The sequence below is a fragment of the Acinetobacter sp. ANC 5414 genome (genome assembly GCF_013004295.1).
In the GTDB taxonomy this organism is placed as follows: Bacteria; Pseudomonadota; Gammaproteobacteria; order Pseudomonadales; family Moraxellaceae; genus Acinetobacter.
Map to the genome: position 1 here is coordinate 67,525 of NZ_JABERM010000014.1, position 22,220 is coordinate 89,744.

The 22,220-nt window shown below is 40.5% G+C and carries 18 protein-coding genes; 3 read left to right on the forward strand and 15 right to left on the reverse strand.

The window, feature by feature from the left end:
* Positions 1-145: 145 nt before the first annotated feature.
* From cysE to HLH18_RS09810, 15 genes are all read right to left on the reverse strand, one after another.
* Positions 146-952, reverse strand: a complete 807-nt coding sequence (gene cysE / locus HLH18_RS09740) for a serine O-acetyltransferase (RefSeq protein WP_171528870.1) — start codon at positions 950-952, stop codon at positions 146-148.
* Entirely contained in the window at positions 945-1,805 is an 861-nt protein-coding gene (locus HLH18_RS09745) for an RNA methyltransferase (RefSeq protein ID WP_171546672.1), read from the reverse strand. The genes cysE and HLH18_RS09745 overlap by 8 nt, the downstream gene beginning before the upstream one ends.
* Positions 1,806-1,838: 33 nt before the next feature.
* Positions 1,839-5,405 (reverse strand): DNA polymerase III subunit alpha, encoded by a 3,567-nt coding sequence (gene dnaE, locus HLH18_RS09750; RefSeq protein WP_171546673.1) that lies wholly within the window; start codon positions 5,403-5,405, stop codon positions 1,839-1,841.
* Between the two features lie 218 nt (positions 5,406-5,623).
* Positions 5,624-6,319, reverse strand: a complete 696-nt coding sequence (locus HLH18_RS09755) for a methionine ABC transporter permease (RefSeq protein ID WP_067724507.1) — start codon at positions 6,317-6,319, stop codon at positions 5,624-5,626.
* Positions 6,316-7,341, reverse strand: coding sequence for a methionine ABC transporter ATP-binding protein (locus tag HLH18_RS09760; protein WP_171546674.1), 1,026 nt, complete (start codon positions 7,339-7,341; stop codon positions 6,316-6,318). The genes HLH18_RS09755 and HLH18_RS09760 overlap by 4 nt, the downstream gene beginning before the upstream one ends.
* A gap of 74 nt (positions 7,342-7,415) precedes the next feature.
* Positions 7,416-8,285, reverse strand: a complete 870-nt coding sequence (locus tag HLH18_RS09765; RefSeq protein ID WP_171546675.1) for a MetQ/NlpA family ABC transporter substrate-binding protein — start codon at positions 8,283-8,285, stop codon at positions 7,416-7,418.
* Between the two features lie 844 nt (positions 8,286-9,129).
* A complete protein-coding gene (locus tag HLH18_RS09770) occupies positions 9,130-9,552 on the reverse strand; it encodes a hypothetical protein (RefSeq protein WP_171546676.1) in 423 nt (140 codons plus the stop codon).
* A 242-nt stretch (positions 9,553-9,794) separates the two neighbouring features.
* The gene (purD, locus tag HLH18_RS09775; RefSeq protein WP_171546677.1) at positions 9,795-11,078 is read right to left on the reverse strand and encodes a phosphoribosylamine--glycine ligase; all 1,284 of its coding nucleotides are present in this window, start codon (positions 11,076-11,078) and stop codon (positions 9,795-9,797) included.
* A 129-nt stretch (positions 11,079-11,207) separates the two neighbouring features.
* A complete protein-coding gene (gene purH, locus HLH18_RS09780; protein ID WP_171546678.1) occupies positions 11,208-12,782 on the reverse strand; it encodes a bifunctional phosphoribosylaminoimidazolecarboxamide formyltransferase/IMP cyclohydrolase in 1,575 nt (524 codons plus the stop codon).
* Positions 12,783-12,876: 94 nt separating this feature from the next.
* Positions 12,877-13,146: a DNA-binding transcriptional regulator Fis gene (gene fis, locus HLH18_RS09785; RefSeq protein ID WP_001086304.1), complete on the reverse strand. Its 270-nt coding sequence runs from the start codon at positions 13,144-13,146 to the stop codon at positions 12,877-12,879.
* Between the two features lie 386 nt (positions 13,147-13,532).
* Entirely contained in the window at positions 13,533-14,405 is an 873-nt protein-coding gene (locus HLH18_RS09790) for a DUF3426 domain-containing protein (RefSeq protein WP_171546679.1), read from the reverse strand.
* A 15-nt stretch (positions 14,406-14,420) separates the two neighbouring features.
* Entirely contained in the window at positions 14,421-15,326 is a 906-nt protein-coding gene (prmA, locus tag HLH18_RS09795) for a 50S ribosomal protein L11 methyltransferase (protein ID WP_171546680.1), read from the reverse strand.
* A 134-nt stretch (positions 15,327-15,460) separates the two neighbouring features.
* Positions 15,461-16,336, reverse strand: a complete 876-nt coding sequence (locus tag HLH18_RS09800; protein ID WP_171546681.1) for a bile acid:sodium symporter family protein — start codon at positions 16,334-16,336, stop codon at positions 15,461-15,463.
* Between the two features lie 287 nt (positions 16,337-16,623).
* Positions 16,624-17,514: a bile acid:sodium symporter family protein gene (locus tag HLH18_RS09805; RefSeq protein WP_171546682.1), complete on the reverse strand. Its 891-nt coding sequence runs from the start codon at positions 17,512-17,514 to the stop codon at positions 16,624-16,626.
* A 164-nt stretch (positions 17,515-17,678) separates the two neighbouring features.
* On the reverse strand, positions 17,679-18,092 hold the full coding sequence (locus HLH18_RS09810; RefSeq protein WP_171546683.1) for a hypothetical protein: 414 nt from the start codon (positions 18,090-18,092) through the stop codon (positions 17,679-17,681).
* 255 nt (positions 18,093-18,347) lie between these two features.
* On the opposite strand from HLH18_RS09810, the gene mnmG reads away from it, so the two are divergent.
* The 3 genes from mnmG (at position 18,348) to HLH18_RS09825 (ending at position 22,220) form a co-directional block, all read left to right on the forward strand.
* Positions 18,348-20,228 carry a tRNA uridine-5-carboxymethylaminomethyl(34) synthesis enzyme MnmG gene (gene mnmG, locus HLH18_RS09815; protein WP_171546684.1) on the forward strand — a complete coding sequence of 627 codons (1,881 nt, stop codon included), beginning with the start codon at positions 18,348-18,350 and terminating at the stop codon, positions 20,226-20,228.
* A 313-nt stretch (positions 20,229-20,541) separates the two neighbouring features.
* Positions 20,542-21,741, forward strand: coding sequence for a 3-(3-hydroxy-phenyl)propionate transporter MhpT (gene mhpT / locus HLH18_RS09820; protein ID WP_171546685.1), 1,200 nt, complete (start codon positions 20,542-20,544; stop codon positions 21,739-21,741).
* A 152-nt stretch (positions 21,742-21,893) separates the two neighbouring features.
* Positions 21,894-22,220, forward strand: a complete 327-nt coding sequence (locus HLH18_RS09825) for a hypothetical protein (RefSeq protein WP_171546686.1) — start codon at positions 21,894-21,896, stop codon at positions 22,218-22,220.

Genomic DNA, 22,220 nt, shown 5'->3' on the forward strand with positions numbered 1-22,220 from the left:
GGCTGTTAATATTTCATAAATGGCTTGCGCTGTAGGCTCAAATTGGGCAGATGAAGTGTCAATAAACCCAACTTGCATGTTTGTCAGTCTAAGAAAACTCTGATAAACACGCAAGTTAGCAATTGTGAAAATTCACATAAGCAATTTAGGCTTTGGATTGACTGCTTTGTGCTTCGCATTCACGGCGCACATCTTCAATGATTTTAAGCTCTTCAACACTAAACGGTTGTTCGTCTTGCTGCTTTTTAAATGAAGGATCGAGCAACGATAAACGCTGACATAAGGTATTCATGCGTTTTTCATTGAGTTGAATTCGATCCAGCAAAACACGCATGCCATCTAAAATAGGATCTGACTGATCTTGTGTTGCTGCATAGGGTTGGAAACCAATGCTCTCTGCATAATCACGACGACGTGCTTCTTCAGCATCTTTCGGTTTGTCTTTGGTGATAAAGCGGGCTGGATTGCCAACAGCTGTAGTATCCGGCGGAACTTCTTTGGTCACCACTGCATTGGAACCGACTTTGGAGTTTTTACCGACAGTAAAAGGTCCAAGAATTTTTGCCCCTGCACCCACCACAACACCATCTTCTAAGGTTGGATGACGTTTACCTTTATTCCAGGTGGTACCGCCCAGCGTTACGCCGTGATAAAGCGTGACATCATCCCCAATTTCGGCAGTTTCACCAATCACTACACCCATGCCATGGTCGATAAAGAAACGACGACCAATTTTTGCACCCGGGTGAATTTCAATGCCTGTGGCAAAACGGCTAAAAGAAGACAGCAGACGAGCAGAGCCTTTACACTCTTTTTGCCAAAGTTCATGGGCAATACGATGCATAATCAGCGCGTGTATGCCGGGATAAGTTGTTAGAACTTCTAAGGTGTTTCGAGCTGCAGGATCGCGCGCGAATACAGCCTGTATGTCTTCTCTGAGCTGTTTAAGCATTAGGTTGATCCTCTGAAGAATCTGTTGTCTTGTTGTCTGTAGATTTTTTCCATTTACCACTATTCATGGCTTGTACACGAGTGAATATGCCACGAAGTAAATGATATTCCATACGGTCTAATTGTATACGTCCAAATAGACGACGCAAGCGTAAAGGCAATAAACGTGGATTTTTTGGATCCATAAATTCAATTTCTGCCAACATTTTTTCAATATGCGGGTAAAACTGTTCCATCTGTTTATGTGTCACCAAAGGCTCATCCCACTGCATATCAATTTCATCGGTTACATGCATGGTGGCTTCCGGATCTTCCTGCTGTTCAGTCAGTGCCATGGCTGCCATACGCATTTCATAGCAAATTACCTGAATGGCTTGGGCAACATTGAGTACACCGTAATCGTCATTGACTGGAATGGTGACGTGATAATTGGCCATCGCCAATTCTTCATTGGTCAGGCCACGGTCTTCGCGACCAAATACAATCGCAATTTCCTGTTGATCTTTGACTACAGCATTCAGTGATTTTTCAGCGGCAGGGCGAGCATCCAGCAAAGGCCACGGAATGGTACGGCTACGTGCACTGGTGCCAAAAACCAGATGACAATCTTTAATTGCATCTTCTAAAGTCGGTACAATTTCAATCTGTTCAATTAAATCTACAGCACCCGCAGCCAAAGCATTGATATCTGGATGCGGATAGGTTTTAGGTGCAACCAAGACAAGCTTGCATAAGCCCATAGTTTTCATTGCACGTAAAGCACTACCAATATTTGCAGGTAGGGTGGTATTGACCATGACAATACGCACATGGGAGAGATGTGCTGAAACAACAGCATTGTCAACTTGACTCATAATGTGTCCGATTTGAATTTAAATATTTAAAAATTAAGAATATTGGTTGGCTTCAGCCTGATACAGATCCATCGCATCATCCATGCTGATATTGGCTGGTGGCGGTGCAATCTGGACTGGTTTGCCCTGATGATGCGCAGCCTTGGCGGCTTTGGATTTCACTTGGTATTCAATATGGATGACATCTTTGCCAAAATAATCGCGCAATTTCGCCAACAGTTCATCCTGTGGCGCGACTTTCCAATTTAGACCCAAGTGAACTTCCGCAGAAGCATAGGGATAATCAATTTGTAATTGCATTGGAATATGATTACACATATCGACATTACAAAATGGAAGCAGAATCTTTTGTAAATCCTGACTTAACGTTTTGGTCAGATGTTCATGATTCAGTTTAATCTGGATGCTATTGGCACGTTTTTGACGAATATCATTCAGGCTGAACGCTTTGGTTAAGCGTCCCATTGGACGGTCATAACCTTCACGTTCATAGATTTCGCCTTCAATCACCACCACACGGTCGGCCTGAATGACATCTTTAAAACGCTGGAAGCGTTCATGATTGGCGGAAACTTCTATACGTGCCGTACCATCGTCTAAAGTCACCATCATCCGGTTCGGGAAGTTGGCAACATCGACCACCAATCCGGCAAAAACTGTGGTGACTCCGCGACGTGTCGGGGTTAATTCGTTAATTCGTACCGGAATAAAGGATTTTAACTCTGGACGATAAACATCAATCGGGTGTCCGGTTAAATACAAGCCGAGCGTATCTTTTTCGCCTTTAAGTCGGACTTCATCTGACCATGGTTTTACCGGTTTGGATGGTTTGCGCTGAACTTCTTCAACTTCACCAAATAAATCCATAATCCCGGTTTCACGATTAGAGCGTGCTTGTTCGGCTGCTTGAACCGCTTCAGGTAATTGCGCCATGATACTGGCACGATCAATGCCTAAACAATCTAAAGCACCTGAACGGATGAGTGCTTCTAACGTTCGTTTATTGATTTTTTTCAAATCAATACGATGGCAGAAATCGAATAAATCTTTGTAAGGACCATCCTGCAAACGTGAGTCAATCACCGATTGCATGGCTGCTTCACCCACGCCTTTAATTGCACCTAGACCATAAACAATGGTTTTTTCATCACTGGCATGGAACTGGTAAAAAGACATGTTAATTGAAGGAGGGAACACTTCTAAGCCATTAATTCGGCAGTCATCAATCAAAAATACAATACTGTCGGTATTCTGCATTTCCGAAGTAAGTACCGCTGCCATAAATTCAGACGGATAATAGGCTTTTAACCATGCTGTCTGGTAAGCAACCAGTGCATAAGCGGCAGCATGTGATTTGTTAAAACCGTAGCCTGCGAACTTTTCCATATAGTCAAAGATATGGTTGGCGGTGGCTTCATCAATGTCTTTTTTTGCAGCACCTTCAATAAAGATTTGACGCTGCTTGACCATTTCTTCAGGTTTCTTTTTACCCATGGCACGACGCAGCATATCCGCGCCACCGAGGGTATAGCCGGCACAGTACTGTGCGGCTTGCATGACCTGTTCCTGATAAACCATGATCCCATAAGTCGGTTCAAGTACGCCTTCCAATAAGGGATGCAGATATTCAAACTCGCCACCATGCATACGATGGATAAAGTCGGGAATAAGATCCATTGGACCCGGACGGTACAAGGATACGAAGGCAATAATTTCTTCGAACTTGCTTGGACGCGCCTCTTTCAGCATTTTTTTCATGCCGACGGATTCAAACTGGAAGATCGCCGTGGTATTGGCATTTGCAAATATCGAATAGGCTTTGGCGTCATCTAGCGGGATATGTGCAATATCCACTGTTGTTTCCGGCCCCACGCGTTTATTGATATTTTGAATCGCATCTTCAATAACGGTCAGGTTACGCAGACCCAAGAAGTCGAACTTGACCAGACCTGCGGATTCAACATCATCTTTATCGAATTGAGCGACGCGGTTGGTACCATCCGCATCGCACATGACTGCCGAATAGTCGGTAATTTTACCGGGTGCAATCACCACACCACCGGCATGTTTACCGGTATTACGGGTTATGCCTTCGAGTTTGAGGGCCATTTCCCAGATTTCAGCCGCATCATCATTATCCGGGTTAGATGGATTGGTGACGATATCTTTAAGCTGGGGTTCCATGTCGATGGCACCACGCAGGTCTACACCTAGGGGTTTTGTCGGGATCAACTTCGAGATACGGTCAGCAAGTCCATAAGATTTACCCAGTACCCGCGCGACATCTCGGATGGCACCTTTTGCGGCCATGGTTCCGAAAGTGGCAATCTGTGATACTGCATCACGTCCATAATGACGGGCCACATAGTCAATCACCCGATCACGACCTGCGATACAGAAGTCGATGTCAAAGTCTGGCATTGAGACACGTTCAGGGTTCAAGAAACGTTCGAACAGTAGGTCATAACGCAGTGGGTCAAGATCGGTAATTTTCAGGCTATAGGCCACCAGGGAACCCGCACCTGAACCACGGCCCGGACCGACCGGGACACCATTATTTTTAGACCATTGAATGAAGTCCATCACGATCAGGAAGTAGCCGGGGAACCCCATGTTCAGGATCGTCCCGATCTCGTAAGCTAGACGTTCATCGTATTTTTTGCGAATTTCTGGCCAGTCTTCATCGCGTTTTTCAACGGGATAAAGAAAGTTCAAGCGTTCTTCCAAACCTTGTTTAGAAATATGTTCAAAGAAGGTATCAATGGTATGGCCTTCTGGAATGGGAAAGTCGGGAAGGTCATTGAAGCCTAAACGCAAGCTGACATTACAGCGTTTGGCAATGTGGTAGGTGTTTTCAATCGCGGTTGGAATGTCTGAAAACAGTTCAGTCATTTCTTCTGCAGTTTTGAAATATTGCTCGGGACTGTAAGAACGTGGGCGACGGTTATCGCCGAGGACATAGCCATCAGCAATACAGACACGGGCTTCATGCGCTTCAAAGTCAGTTTGTGCAATAAAATGCACATCATTATGTGCCACGACACCAATATTGTATTTTTGAGCCAGCTTAACCGCTCCTGCAATGAAACTTTCTTCATCCGGTCGGTCGGTACGGGTCAGGGCCAAATACACCCGATTGCCAAATTTTTCAATCCATTCTTCTAGCAGTGCTTCAGCTTTTTGCGGGTTGGATGAATTGAGCATTTTGCCGACATCACTATGCATGCCTAAAAGCACGATGATGTCTTGATTCTGTTCAAGCACCCATTCTTTTTTTACGCAAGGAATATCAAGCTGTTGACCTTCAATAAAACCACGCGAAACAATTTCGGTCAGACTGCGCCAGCCTTTATTGGTCATGGAAAGCAGGGTTGCCTTATGTTCTGCATCATTCAGGCGAATCACACTGCCCAAAATCGGTTTAATGCCTTTATCCAGACATTTTTTATAAAATTTAACTGCGGCATGCAAGTTGGACAGATCTGTTAATGCCAAAGCTGGCATTTCATCATTCACTGCAGCTTTCATAAGATCAGGTATACGTACGATCGATTCCGTAATTGAAAATTCTGTATGTATACCAAGATGAACAAAGTGCATAAATGAGTCCCTGCAAAAACTGACGGCTATTTTAGCATGCTCTTAATGTGGGAACGGCTTAATATTTACCAAATTTCAAGTAGATTTTTGATCATAATATTGGGTATAGCTGATGTTTTAATTGATAAAATCAGAAATTGCATTATTTTTAAGCAGAATATTTTTGCCAAATAAAAACCCTCTAAACGAGGGTTTTAAAGATTTGACCTGATCAATATTTATCTTAACTTGGCGAGCCATTCACCCACGGTCTGAACAATTTGCACCAAGAGCAAAAGCACAATCACGGTTAAAATGACCACGCTGGTATCAAAGCGTTGATAGCCATATGAAATCGCCAAATCACCAATACCACCGGCACCGACTGCACCCGCCATCGCGGTTGCACCAATTAAACTGATGGTCGCCGTGGTTAAATTCAAAATCAGTGAACTGCGCGATTCAGGCAAAATAAACTTGAAAATAATCTGTAAAGGCGTGGCACCCATCGCTTGGGCAGATTCCACGATCCCTTCATTCACCTCTAATAGGGAAGTTTCAATCAGGCGTCCCATATACGGACCAATGTAGATGGTGAGGGGAACAATTGCTGCCCATGTGCCAATCGAGGTGCCGACTAAAAATTTGGTTAAAGGGATAACTGCAATGAGCAGAATAATGAAAGGTAGCGAGCGGAGAGCATTCACAATCGGGTTGAGAATATGATAAACCGCACGATTGGGAAGGATACCCTCAGGACGAGTAACCAATAAAACAATACCCTGAATAAAGCCCCAAATTCCGCCAAACAGCATCGCGAAGAACACCATGTGAAAGGTTTCTTGCAAGGCGGTAACAAACTGGTCAATCGACAGGGAACTCTGCCAAAATGGTGCAGTCAGTTCAGTCAACCATTGTACGATTAAATCTCTCATACCTGCTCTCCTGAATGTTCAACTTTTACGCCATTTTGTTGTAAAAATTCAATTGCTTGTTGAATAATTGCCGGATCACCTAACAATTGGATAAACATTTGTCCAATTACGGTGCCATTAATTTCGGTCATGTTGGCAAACAGGATATTTAAACTGATATCAAACTTCTTAATGACCGCTTGTACCACAGTTTCTTGAGCAGATTTGCCTAAAAACTGCAGGCAATAAATACTGTTATGATTCTGATTTTCGAGGTTTTTTAAAATATTGACCGGTAACTGTTGCTGAAGCACCGTTTGAATAAAGTTTTTAGTGGTTGGATGCTGCGGCTGACTGAAAATCTCAAGAGTAGAGCCGGTTTCAATGACTTTACCTTGTTCCATCACTGCGACATAATCACAAACCGTTTCAATCACATCCATTTCATGAGTGACCATCACAATGGTGATGTTCTGTTCTTTATTGATTTTTTTAAGTAAAGCTAAAACAGATTTGGTGGTTTGCGGATCGAGTGCAGAGGTTGCTTCATCACAGAGTAAAATTTTAGGATGATTGGCAAGTGCGCGGGCAATACCGACACGTTGTTTCTGTCCGCCTGAAAGCTCATCCGGAAAAGCATCTTTTTTATGTTTGAGGTCAATAAACTCAAGTAATTCGTTTAAGCGTTTTTCACGTTCAGCCTTACTTACACCCAAAAGCTTCAGTGGCATTTCAATATTTGCCGCGACAGTTTTGGTTTGTAATAAGTTGAAGTGCTGAAAGATCATACCAATATTTGCACGTTCTTGACGTAATGAGCGTGCATCCAAAGCAGTAAAATCTTTTTGATTAATAATGACCTGACCTTCATTCGGCCGTTCCAATAAGTTAATCAAACGAATTAAGGTGCTTTTACCTGCGCCACTATAGCCAATAATGCCAAAAATACTGCCTTCTGGAATTTCCAAATTAATTTGGTCCAGAGCGCGGATGGTTTGACCTTTTAGCTGATAGTGCTTTGAAATGTTTTTAAATTCAATCATATCGTCAAAAACTAAGCAGAAAATAAAAAACAGGCAAAAGTCACTTTGCCTGTTTGGTTTGAATGATTATATTACTATTTTGTTTCAGTTAGATAACTAATTGGTTTATTTACATCAACCTTAGTACCACCAAATTTTTCTTGCACATATTTGTTTACAGCTTCAGTGTGATACAACGCACCTACTTTTTGTAGTAAAGGATCATCTTTACGAGATTCAGCAGTTGCTAAAATGTTTACATTTAACTTGGTGCTTTGGTCTACTGGCTCATAATAGATTGAATCTTTCAGGACGTTTAAACCACCCTCAAGAGCAAGTGTATTGCCTAAAACAATCGCATCCACTTCATCTTTTACGCGAACAGCAGTCGCCATTTGAATCGGTTTAATCACGATTTTTTTAGCATTTTCAGTAATGTCGTTTGGAGTGCCTGTTGCAGGGTCAAAGTTGGCTTTAAGTTTTAACAGACCTGCAGATTGAAGAAGCAATAGGGCACGTGCTTCATTGGCTGCATCGTTTGGAATGGCAATCGTTGCACCATTGGCAAATTCTTCAACTTTTTTTACTTTGCTTGAATAAATACCCATCGGTTCAAGATAAGTAGTAGAAACCGGTGCAATTTTATCTTTATTAGAAGCATTGAATGCTACCAAATACGCATAAGACTGGAATGCATTGATATCAACTTCTTTGTTGGCAACAGCGGTATTCATAGCAACATAGTCAGTGAAGTTTTTCACTTCAAGTTTGATACCTGCTTTTTTTGTTTCAGGCAATGTCGCAATATAACGCCAGATGTCTGCATCTGAACCCGTTGATGCCATTACAACCGTTTGTTCTTTTGCTGTATCACTTTTTGCCGCATCAGTTGCAGGTGCTTCTGGTTTAGAGCAGCCTGCCAAACCAACGGTTAGGCCTAAAACAAGTCCAAGGAGCTTTTTCATGTGTTCATCCCAGGTAAATTTAATTTTGGCTTTAAATTTACGAATCATTTATTAGAGAGATTAAAATCAAGCTTGAATCAGTAAATACTGATTAATGTATACGACTTTAAATAGACCTGAAATTCAATGCAATCAGAGATCAGTCGCATAAGCAAATAAATGTAAAACTGTGAACAGCAAGTCGCTGTATTCAAAGCAGCTTTAATCATTCAAGCTATCTTTAAATTTGCATAATCATAGCAATTTTTTGTTATGCATAATAGTGATTATAAATCTTATACTTAGCTTGATTTTTCATAACAAAGATTAGGGTTTTAATAAAATAACTCATAAAACAATAGATTAAGTTTATTGAAATTAATAAAACTGATCATTTACTGTATTTAGCTGCTATATAAGTTTTTTGAAAATATAAAGCTGAAAAATGGATAAGTGAAAATTCTAAACTTCCCTGTTTTGTCTTAACGCTCTAGGTCTTTGTTCTTAGGGTTTTTTTCTGAAGTTTTGTAGGGTAAATTCAGGATAAAAACGACATAGTGAGTTTGTTAATGACGAAATAATAAAGGTGGGAGAGGAAGCAAGTTTTTATACCAAATATTGTTTCGAAGAGTTTGTGAATTATTCAGGAAATAAAAGCCTTGAGAAATCAGCGAAAACTCAAAAAAGATTATTTTTTAAACAAAGTTGTTAGCAATAAGTGCCAAAAATGCTCATAAAAAAACCGACTTGTTTCCAAGTCGGTTGAACACGATCGTTCTAGAGGGTATGATTTACTGTAAGGTATTGATCTTAAAGTAATCTTAAAATCGCATTTCGTATAAGCACCATTATGTTAAATGGGGTATTAATGGGAACTAAATTTGTATCCAAAATGATTAAGGCATACCTTAATTCCATTAAGTGAATAGTTCATACACTCTTTATGAATACACTTACTCTCTGAAAAACCTTCATGAGCTAAAACCACTAAGTATTGCTTAATACTATTGATTTTATTTTGACTTAATACTTGGTTGATATCAGAAATTTTAATTCCAAAAATAGGATATGTTGATTCGCTGGGGTAACACTCAAAATACCAGGCCTGCTGACACTCAGCACAAGCATAATAAAACTTACCATAATCAAATTTTGGTTCTGCTTCTTCGCATGGAGTATCTTCAATGAAGTAGTGAGGAAACTGACGTTTCATATCGTAGTTATGGCTGAAAATATCTGAAAAAGTAGGACATACAAAAAAATTACCTACAGATTGGCATTCACACATTTTTTTGTTCTTTAAAGTTTGTCTATTATTAACATAATACACCTTATACGAAATGATTTTTTAGTTATTTAAAAACATGTGCTTAAGCTTTATTTGAAGGAGGAGGTGTAGCTGACTAGGTTTTAGTGTGAAATATCAGCTTCTTGAAATCATACTTATATTTTAAAACTGGTGAGCATAAAACATATTAAAAAGCCCACGAAGATGTGGGCTTTTTAGGCTTAATCTATTCTTTAAAAGAATTAAGCTTGTTCACGAGCAATTGCACGGTAACCAATATCTTTACGATATTGAACACCATCAAAAGTTACTTTTTCACAAAGCTCTAATGCTTTTGCTTGAGCTTCGCCAATCGTGTTACCTAATGCAGTTACACATAGTACACGACCGCCAGCAGTCACAACTTTGCCATTGGCATTGGTCGCTGTACCTGCATGGAATACTTTGGCATCCGTCATTTCGGTGTCTAAACCAGAAATCACATCATCTTTGCTTGAAGTTTCAGGATAGCCCTTAGATGCCAGTACGATACCGACAGTCTTGCGCTCATCCCATTCAGCTTCAGCAGGTAAGTTGCCTGCAATGCCGGCTTCAACCAAATCCACCAAAGATGATTTTAAACGCATCATGATTGGTTGAGTTTCAGGGTCCCCAAAACGACAGTTGAATTCGATCACTTTCGGTTGACCTTTGTCGTCAATCATCAAGCCTGCGTATAAGAAACCAGTGTAAACGTGACCATCTTTTTTCATACCTTCAACGGTAGGACGCATCACTTCGTTCATGGTTTTTTCAAATACTTCAGCAGTCACAACAGGCGCCGGAGAGTAAGCACCCATACCGCCAGTATTTGGACCTTGGTCGCCTTCAAAAATGCGTTTGTGATCTTGAGAAGTTGCCATTGGCAGGATGTTGTCACCATCAATCATACAAATGAAAGACGCTTCTTCACCCGCAAGGAATTCTTCGATAACTACACGTGAACCGGCATCACCAAATTTGTTGCCGGCAAGCATGTCATCAATCGCATCAAATGCTTCTTGATTGGTCATGGCGACGATGACGCCTTTACCCGCAGCAAGACCATCGGCCTTGATTACAATTGGCGCACCATTTTTTTCAACAAATGCTTTAGCAGCATCAACTTCCGTGAACACATCGTAAAATGCTGTTGGAATATTGTGACGTTTCAAGAAATGTTTTGCGAAAGCTTTAGAGCCTTCTAATTGAGCCGCAAATTGAGTTGGACCCCAAACTTTTACATCTGCCGCGCGGCAAGCATCTACTACACCATTGACTAGCGGTGCTTCTGGGCCAACAATGACTAAATCAATGGCATTATTTTTAGCAAAGTCGATAATCGCAGCATTGTCTAAAATGCTTAAATTGACGTTTTCACATTTGTTTTCTGTTGCTGTGCCAGCATTGCCCGGAGCAACAAAGACTTTAGCAACTTTATCGTCTTGTGCGATTTTCCATGCCAATGCATGTTCACGACCGCCATTACCCAAAACTAAAATATTCATCGGTTCATACTCCATGAATCGAAAATGACATAAAGTCCTCAGCCTGAAAAGGAGAGGACTTTATGCAAGATTTAAAAATCTGTTTTATTTGACATGAATGACGTTGTCATTACATTTTCAATCCATCAATTAGTGACGGAAATGACGCATGCCGGTGAATACCATTGCGATACCAGCTTCATCAGCTGCTGCAATGGTTTCTTCATCACGCATAGAACCACCCGGTTGGATAATGCATTTGATGCCGGCTTTCGCAGCGTTATCAATACCATCACGGAATGGGAAGAATGCATCCGATGCCATAACTGCACCTTCAACCACTAGACCAGCATGTTCAGCTTTGATCGCTGCAATACGAGCAGAGTTTACGCGGCTCATTTGACCTGCACCCACACCAATCGTTTGACGGTTTTTCGCATAAACAATTGCGTTTGATTTTACGTATTTCGCCACTTTCCAAGCGAAGATCATGTCATCAATTTCTTGTTCAGTCGGCGCACGTTTGGTGACTACTTTAAGATCATCTTTAGTGATCATGCCCAAGTCTTGGTCTTGAACCAGTAAACCGCCATTTACGCGTTTATAATCAAGTTGCGATTGACGTGCATCAATAGCTGGAAGTTCGCCACATACAAGTACACGTACGTTTTTCTTCGCGCCAGTCACTTCAAGTACGCCATCAGCAATACTTGGGGCAATGATCACTTCAACGAATTGACGATCAACAATTGCTTGTGCAGTTGCTACGTCTAATTCACGGTTGAATGCAATGATGCCGCCGAATGCAGATTCAGGATCTGTTGCATATGCAAGATCATAAGCCGCTTGAATACCGTCTAAACATACTGCAACACCACATGGATTAGCATGTTTAACAATCACACAAGCAGGTTTCGCGAATGATTTAACACATTCAAGCGCTGCGTCTGTATCTGCAATGTTGTTATAAGAAAGTTCTTTACCTTGAAGTTGTTTCGCAGTTGAAACAGAAGCTTCGGTCGCAGTACTTTCTACATAGAATGCAGCAGATTGATGCGGGTTTTCACCGTAACGTAAATCTTGTGCTTTGTTCAATTGAGTGTTGAAAGTGCGGGCAAATTTATCTGCTTGACCTTCTTCTTTACCTACACGAGCGCCAAGGTAAGAAGCGATCATGCCATCATATTGCGCAGTATGTTCAAATGCTTTAACTGCCAAGTCGAAACGAGTTTCGTAAGATAATGCACCGTTTGCTTTCATTTCAGCAATTACAGTGTCGTAGTCAGAAGCATTAACCACAATACCCACAGAGGCATGGTTTTTCGCAGCAGCACGAACCATCGTCGGACCGCCGATGTCGATGTTTTCAATCGCATCAGCCAATGAACAGTTCGGTTTAGCAACGGTTGCAGCAAACGGATAAAGGTTAACAACCACTAGATCGATTGCATCGATGTTGTGTTCTTGCATTACCGCTTCGTCTAGACCACGGCGAGCTAAGATGCCCCCATGAATTTTTGGATGTAGTGTTTTAACACGACCATCCATCATTTCCGGGAACCCAGTGTGCTCTGAAACTTCCACTACAGCGATATTGTTGTCTTTAAGCAACTTATAGGTACCGCCAGTAGATAAAATTTCTACCCCAAGAGCCACGAGGTTTTTAGCAAATTCAACGATCCCTGATTTATCAGATACAGAGATTAAAGCGCGTTTAATAGTCATGATTTTCGTCAACAATATTAAAGGTCTAGATTAAAACAGCAGGCAAAATATAAGATAAAAAAAATGCCCACGGTAACCGTGAGCATTTTATCATTTATTCACTCATTAAACCGTGAGCTTTCAACTTTTTACGTAAAGTACCACGGTTCAATCCGAGAATCTCAGCAGCGCGTGTCTGGTTACCACGCGTATATTCTAGAACTACAGATAGAAGAGGTTTCTCCATTTCTGCCAGCACCATGTCATATACCTGAGAAGGTTGCTCGCCTTGCAATTGTGCAAAATAATGGCGAACTGCGCGATCTACGTGAATACGAAGAGCGACATCAGATTGTGCAGTAAAAATAGGAGATTTGCTATTCATGCGAATTAATCCGAAAAATCAAATATCACTTGGGTAAAGGGATATATAAAAGTGGTCTAAAATTTAAATTCCGTTTTAGGTCCTAAAACGGAAGTTCTAAAAACTTGTACATTTAGCTTGCCACAACTCGACGTTTTTGATCGAAAATTAAGCGTAACAATAGTTTAATATTTGTTACCGACCAAAATCAAAACAAAAAAATCTACTCAATACGCATTATCAGGATAAAGCGCATATAAGCTAAACTATAATTGTTGTGAAAATAGTGAGGAGTTTGCAGCACAAAGCTTTCGTGGCGCGTATGATAGCATTGTCTAAGAAAAAGTGAGCAAGAAAACTGCATTTTTTTTACATTTTTTTGCGTTTTTTAATAGTTTTTTTCAATATTAAGGTCGAATTATTTCCAAACTATAGGTATCAAAGCTTTTACGTTCCACAGGAAGGCTAAACTTAAATTTAAAAGGACTATTTTGTGGAATTCGTTGTATTCCTGTAAGGCTGTCAATCAAATATTCAGAAGGCTGGAAAGAATAAGAAGAAATAATTTCTCCATTATCTTTTAAATTCACCTTGATAATCGGCAGGGCTAAACTTTTAGAATGGTAGTTGATGAGCTCACCGGTAAATTGGGTCTCTTTCTTCGAAATTTTTTTTATTTTAACTTTATTGGTTGATATAAGGCGATAATTCTGTTCCATCGCAGAACACTTGAATGTCTGGCATGCCGTATTAAATAAAGCACTAAACATAGGACTATTGTTTAAAATTTTCGGGTTAAACCAAAAAAACTGAAAAATAAGTAAACTAATCAAACATAAATTGACAACACCCCATAAAACATAGTTCCAGGAGCTTTTTTTGTCCTCTTGTTCTGATTTTTCAGACCAATTGAGAGCAGGGTAAGTTCCAATCGGTTCTGTACTGAAATAATTCAAATTGTTGAGATAGGTTTTTAAATCAATATTGGAGTTTTCTACTTTCCGATCGAAAATATCTAGTAAATGTTGTTCTGGGTGCTGATCTGCCATGAAGGTCTCAGCATTCATCTCATTAGATTGAGGTTTTTTATTGTCAAGATTTGGAGAGGGAGTCGATGTAGTAGAAGAAGATTGCTCTTTTTCTACTACAAGATGCGTTAACGCATTAAAATTTGTCGAACATTTTGCGCAACAAACCATGCCGCTAGCAACTGTCAGTTGAGCCACGGAGACTTTATACTTGGTAAAACAGTTAGGGCAGTAGGTTTGTTTTTCGCTCATAGTCTATTCAAAATTTTAATGGGTAGTTTGGCGTTTTCCCGAAATTCGGCACCAATGTTCTTCGCGTTTTTCGACTTCGAGTATATCAAAAAACTCAGAATAAACACTAGAAACATCAGCAACTTGCTCTTCTAATATGCCAGCAAGTGCGAACTCTCCCTCAGATTTAATTAAAGTTGCGAATTCAGGCGCAAGTGCCATGAGCGGGCCAGCAAGAATGTTTGCGACAAATACATCTGCTTTTTGAGCTTTAAACTCTTCATTGAATTCATCAGGCAAACCAACAAATAAGTTCTCTAGTACACCATTCAATTCAGCATTTTGTTGAGTGGCAAGAACGGCTTGAGGGTCAATATCCGTGGCATATACTTTTTTGGCACCTAATAAGAGTGCAGCAACGCCTAAAATGCCTGAACCACAACCATAATCGATGACAATTTTATCTTTAACATCAGTTTTTCCGAGCCACTGTAAGCACAAGAAAGTACTTGCATGGTTACCGGTACCAAATGCCAAACCTGGGTCTAATTTAAGATTCACAGCCTCTGGATCAGGTGATTCCATCCATTCAGGTACGATCCAGAATTTATCTGCGATTTGAATCGGCTCGTACGCATCCATCCAGGTACGTTCCCATTCTTGGTCTTCAAGAAATTCATGGTGTAATGGTGCTTCAGGCATTTGTGCTGTAATAAATGTCCTTAAAGCATCAACATCAATTTCTTCACCTTCTTCTTGGGCATAGATGCCAGTCACAATGACTTTATTCCAAAGTGGAGTTTCACCTGGAAGTGGTTCAAGTAAGTCCTGATTTTCAGCATCATCTAAAGTTACGCTAACGGCACCTAATGAACTGAGTAGGGTTTCAGTAAAATCGACTTGAGCTTGATCAACGGTAATATGAATTTGTAACCACTTCACGGAGATAACCTAAATTTGTGTTTTTAAAAATAGCATTGTAACGGAACTCAGGCTTAAACAACTATATATTGATAAAAACTATCCTGAAAATAAAAGGACGTATATGGATCATCCTTTTATTTGAACCCAATCAATTAACTCACTACGGCATGTGGCTGGGGTGCAAATTTATTGAGTAACATGCCAAATGCAGCAGCAAAAACATACATGAAAATTGAATACACCGCAGCGGGCATAGCAATAGTAGAGCTTGCCATGATGGTAAAGGCAATGGTCATGGCAAGTGTGCTGTTATGGATGCCAATTTCAAAGGCACAGGCACGTGCTTGAGCGCTATGAATACCCAGCAAGCGCGGTACAAAATAACCAATCATCAAACTACATAAACAGAATAAAACCGTCGCCAAGCCCACTTGCGCTAAATAGTCCAAAATTTGATGACGTTCTTTCGCGACTGCACCCATAATAATCAGCACCAGAAAGCTCACCGCAAAAATACGTAGTGGTTTATTCAGTTTTGCCGTGAAGTGTGGTGCATAGTGTCGAATCAGCATGCCAATACAGACAGGAAGGATAATAATGGCAAACACTTGCAGTATTTTGCCGAGCTGCAAGCTAATTTGCTGACCATCGTTCATAAAGTATTGAATGGAAAAATTGACAATAAAAGGCAGGGTAAAAGCGGCCATGACTGAATTGATCGCTGTTAATGTGATGTTTAGCGCAATATCACCTTTAAAAAGATAACTAAACAGGTTGGCTGTGCTTCCGCCGGGGGATGCTGCAAGTAGCATTAAGCCCACAGCAAGAAGAGGCGAAAGCGCTAAAACTTTGCAAATGATAAAGGCAATACTGACTAAAACAACCAATTGGCAAAACAGGGCAATGAAAACGACCTTGGGTTGCTGGGTTACGCGGGCAAAATCTTTAAGTGTGAGCTCCAGCCCTAAACCAATCATGATGATGGCAAGTGCTAAAGGCAATAAAATAGTGATGATTCCTGAATCCATTCGAAATCTCCTTTTCTTTGTTCGTTCTTTTTTTGATTAGGCTAAGTTTTCTTGTAATGATTTTTACTAAATTGAATACTACTAAGTGTATAGCGGATAAATAAAGAATATGGAATAGCGAGAATTGACCGTTGATCAGGGCAACTCTAATTGCCTGAAGTTATTTTAATTTTTATGGGTGGAATGAAAGTAATTGAGCGGTGGAATCATTATTTTACTTAGATCTGATTCATATTACAGGGTATGCCTATTAAAAGATCTATTGCAGCTATGAATCAGATATTTATTCAATCATTGAGGACTTTGGGATTTTCTTCTTTAAGTAGAGCTGGGCGTCTTGTTAAAATATAGCCAAATATAAAAGCAAAAACATACATAAAAATAGAATAGATACCTGCAGGTAGGGCGATGGTGGTACTGGATAACACGGACAGTGCTATTGTCATTGCAACCGAGGTGTTATGAATACCGATCTCAAAGGTACATGCACGTACTTGTCTATCAGATACCCCCGCCAGATGCGGTATAAGATAGCCAAGCAATAAACTGGTAAAACAAAAAAGCGCAGTTGCAAGTCCAATATCGGCAAAATATTCAACGATGTTTAAACGTTCTCTATATAAGGCATAAAAGAAAATTAAGAATAAAAACAGTACGGAAAATAATCGCATGGGTCTATTTAGTCTTAATGCAATGTTGGGTGCAATTGAACGAATAAACATTCCCAAACAAACCGGGATGAAAACAATTAAAAATACTTGGGTGATTTTTTCAGTCGGCATCCCAATTTTTGGATGCTCACCTAGAAAATAACGAATCGACAGATTTACGATAAAAGGTAGCGTAAAAGTACAAATCAGGGAGTTGATCGTGGTGAGAGTGAGATTAAGAGCCACATCACCTTTGAAAAGATAGCTGATTAAATTTGCAGTTGGCCCGCCTGGTGAAGCGGCAAGTAGCATCAGGCCCACAGCTAAAAGCGGCGGGAGTTTTAACAGGATACAGATTAAAAACGCGATCAGGACCAGAACGATCAATTGTGTAAATAGAGCTAAAAAAATAACTTTAGGATGGCGTTGTACGCGAAGAAAATCTTTAACCGTAAGTTCTAGCCCTAATCCAGTCATCATGATGGCAAGAGCCATGGGTAAAAAAAAAGTAAATAGCCCCGAATCCATGGAATATCCTTTTTATATTTTTATCCTTAATATGTTTTGAGTTTAAACCAGTTTTTTAAATTAGCAATATGAAAAACGGGTAAAAGTAATCCTTTCACCCGTTAATAATTTGAATAAAATTAGTATTTTATACTCATTATTGAGACGGAAGTTCAGGTTGGGGGTTACATTTGTGGTTGAGTTTGCATTTGATGTTGCATAGGGGGTGGAGACTGCATTGGAGGTTGAGAAGTAGGTCGAGGTGCCATAAATCCTAAAGCACATTTACCTTTCATCTCAGTACCATTTACAGTTGCCATTTTAGCATTCATATCTCCACTACATGCATTCATTAACTCTGCTTCATCTCCACTCACTGAAGCATTTTTGCCGGAAGGGAAGAATTGAGGTTCACAAGTACCATTCCAGATAATACCGCGATATGCAAAACTGACTGGCGCGCCTTGGCTCTTACCTTTACACACCTTTTGGTATCTTTGAGAATCATATACTTTTTCAACTTTATCATTTGCTGAGGCTGCAAACGGTGCGAGACATAAACCACAGAGGATGGATGAGAGGAGGAAATTCTTATTCATCTTTTATACCTTATTTGTAATGTAACCAACCTATAGCTTAAAAAACAACCAGAATAAAACAATGCCAATCACGTAAATTTTTGCCAACTAAGTGTTTTGTTTCTATAGTAAATCTGCAAAGCATGATTACATTTCAATTTTTTATGCCGAGCTTGGCAATCCTATTTTCATTGATAAAATCGACTTATTTTGTCAACTTATCTTTCCAAGTTTTGATATAATACTCCGTCATTCTTTTTTATCTCTCAAACCATTATGCATTATCCTAAAGTTTACGATGTCATTGTTATCGGTGGCGGTCACGCAGGTACCGAAGCGGCACTTGCTGCAGCGCGTATGGGTCGCCAGACTTTGCTCTTAACTCATAACATTGAGACTTTAGGGCAGATGAGCTGTAATCCTGCCATCGGTGGTATTGGTAAATCACATTTAGTCCGTGAAATTGATGCTTTAGGCGGTGCTATGGCATTGGCTGCCGATAAAGGTGGTATTCAATTCCGTATTTTAAATTCACGTAAAGGTGCAGCAGTACGTGCAACACGTGCACAGGCTGACCGTGTTCGTTTTAAAGCTGCGATTCGTGAAACTCTAGAAAATCAGGCAAACCTAGATATTTTCCAGCAAGCAGCTGATGATTTGATTGTGGAAGGCGATACCGTTAAAGGTGTTGTGACTCAAATGGGTATTCGCTTTGATGCGAAAACGGTTGTATTGACGACGGGTACATTCCTGGGTGGTGTGATCCATGTCGGACTTGAAAAATCTAGCGGTGGTCGTGCGGGTGATCCGCCATCAATTTCACTGGCTGCGCGTTTACGTGAATTGAATTTACCAGTCGGTCGCTTAAAAACAGGTACACCGCCACGTATTGATGCGCGTTCAGTGGATTTCTCTGTGATGACGCCGCAGCCGGGGGATTTTCCGTCTCCGACCATGTCATTCATGGGCGATGCATCTATGCATCCGGAACAAGTGAACTGCTATATCACGCATACCAATGAACGTACGCACGAAATCATCCGTGGCGGACTCGACCGTTCACCGATGTATACAGGTAAAATTGAAGGTGTGGGTCCACGTTATTGCCCATCAATTGAAGATAAAATCCATAAATTTGCGGATAAAAATTCTCACCAGGTATTCCTGGAACCTGAAGGCTTAGATACGCATGAACTTTATCCAAATGGTATTTCGACTTCTTTACCATTTGACGTGCAGTTTGAACTCGTTCGTTCAATTCGTGGTATGGAGAATGCACATATCCTTCGTCCGGGTTATGCGATCGAATATGATTACTTCAATCCACAAGCATTGAAATTTTCGCTTGAAACTAAAGCGATCAATAATCTGTACTTTGCCGGTCAAATTAACGGTACCACCGGTTATGAAGAAGCTGGTGCACAAGGTCTGCTTGCAGGCTTGAACGCAGCACGCCGTGCTTGGGATCAAGAACAATGGACACCAAAACGTGATGAAGCGTATATGGGTGTGCTTGTCGATGACTTGATTACACTTGGGACTAAAGAACCGTACCGTATGTTTACCTCACGTGCCGAATATCGTTTGATGCTTCGAGAAGACAATGCAGATCAACGTTTAACTGCAATCGGTCGTGAAATGGGCTTGGTTGATGATACGCGTTGGGCAGCTTACTGTGAAAAAATGGAAGCCGTTGAGAAAGAAACAGGTCGTCTACAGCACTTATGGGCTGCGCCAAACAATCCAATGGGTAAGAAATTCGTTGAGATGACAGGTGCGGATCTTTCAAAAGAATGTAGCGCGATTGATTTACTTAAACGCCCAAATATCAGTTTTGCTCAAATTGCAGAATTAACCAATTCTGAAGTGACGCCATTTGTCGGTGAGCAAATTGAAATTGCAGTGAAATATGCGGGTTACATCAACCGTCAGCATGAAGATGTTGCGCAAATGAAGCGTCTGGAAGAAACACGTATTCCTGCCGATTTTGACTATGACATTGTTTCTGGTTTATCTCGTGAAATTACCTTGAAGTTGAAAGAGGTACGTCCTGAAACTTTGGCGCAAGCCAGCCGTATTCCAGGTGTAACCCCAGCTGCGGTACAGCTCGTCATGATTACCATTCGTAAGAATGCACAAGCTAAAAAATCTGCTTAAGATTTTAAAGTTAAAAAGCCCGTGAAATGCGGGCTTTTTTATCGCCTAATTTTCATGAATCAATTCTGACTATGATTTCATCATTAATAACTACTATAAATATAAGTATTTGAAAATAAATTAAAATTAATACAATTAATATTTAAAAAGTCTATTTGTTTAATCTTTTAAGTCTAATTTGATAGCTCTTTACTATTTTAGAGCCATGAAATCCGACTATTGTCGTGGTATTTCTATCGAACGATTGCACAGAGAATAGCGAGATGAATCGTCATTGTAAAAACGATTTGTATACTATTGATGGAGATCGATCATGGCACAAACACACACAGGGAAACTACAAAAAATCTTAACGATATTTTTGTGTTTTTGGGTCGCATTTTTTGAAGGTTTCGATCTTCAAGCACCGGGTATAGCCGCTAAGGGAATTGCAGCGACATTCGGTTTGGATCAGGTTCAGATGGGTTATGTCTTTAGTTTAGGCGTATTTGGAATGCTGTTTGGTGCATTCTTTGGTGGGCGTATTGCTGACTATTTGGGGCAAAAGAAAGTTCTGATGTTATCTATTGGTATTTTTGGTGTATTCATGTCGCTGACTGCAATTGCGCCAAGCGTAGAAGTTTTATATGCAGCGCGCTTCTTTACCGGACTTGGGTTGGGGGCAGCAATGCCGACCATGATTTCAGTGGTGGGTGATGAAGCGACGGAAGCCAATCGTGGCAAGTTAAATAGCCTGATGTATTGTGGTTTACCGGTAGGCGCGATCTTTGTTGCAGGTCTGGCAATTCTATTACCTGAGATTCAATGGCAAACCTTGTTCCTGATTGGTGGCTTAACACCTTTAGCGCTTATTCCATGTATGGCGTTTATTCTTAAAGACAAGCCAAAAGCTGTAGCGCAAGTGTCTACAGCAGTAGTTCCGGGAATGGCGCAAGTATTGTTTAAAAACCAGCAATATAAAAACACCTTGCCACTTTGGGTGGGATTCTTCTTTACCCTGATGATCAATTATATTTTGATTAGCTGGTTGCCTAACTTGTTGATGGAACAAGGGTTGTCTAAGCAAGAAGCATTCAGCATCATGCTGATTTTCCAAGTCGGTGCTGTGATAGGTACGCTAGGTTTGGGTTACTTGCTGGACCGTTTAAAACTCTGGCAGATGGCAGTGATTATCTATAGTGGTTTATTTGTTGCCCTAAGTCTGTTATTCACAACAACCTCTATCCCAATGTTGGTTTTGGCGGGTGTGATGGGCGGGATCTTCTCAACCGGTGGTCAATCAATTCTGTACGGTATTTCGCCAATCTTCTATTCGGGTACCGGTAAGGTGACTGGTGTGGGCAGTGCGATTTCTATGGGGCGTTTGGGTGCAATGACTGGACCATTACTTACCGGGAAAATCTTGGCACTCGGTTTGGGAACCACCGGTATTTTAATGGCAAGTTTGCCGGCAGTTGTCATTTCTGCTGTGGCGGTCACTGCGTTATCGCGTTATAAATCTGCGCATAAATAAAATCCTGATCTTAAAAAATATAATCTTAAAAACATGACATTTAAAAAGGGAATCTTCAGATTCCCTTTTTTATTGAAAATCTTGCTTGGAAAAAATAAAGTCATCTAAATAATTTGCTAAAATGGGCTTATAGCAAACAGACTTATTTTTATATGGCTTATCAACTTATTCCATTATCCATTCAAGCAACGGACAACATTCAGTGTCCACATTGTCAACAAAACGTCATTAACTGGGCTGAAGAGCAGTATGTACAGCCCTGTGAACATACCTTATTTATTGCCATGGATATCGGTTTTGAATATATGACCGATGAATTTGAGCAGACCATGCCACGTTCGGTTGATGATCTGCATGCCAATGATGATCAGGTAAATATGTTTGCAGAAATCACGCAATCAACTTATCCAGATTATTTGATTTTTCAATCTGATTTGGGCATAGCAGGATATTCTCGTTATGTCGGTTTTACGGCATAA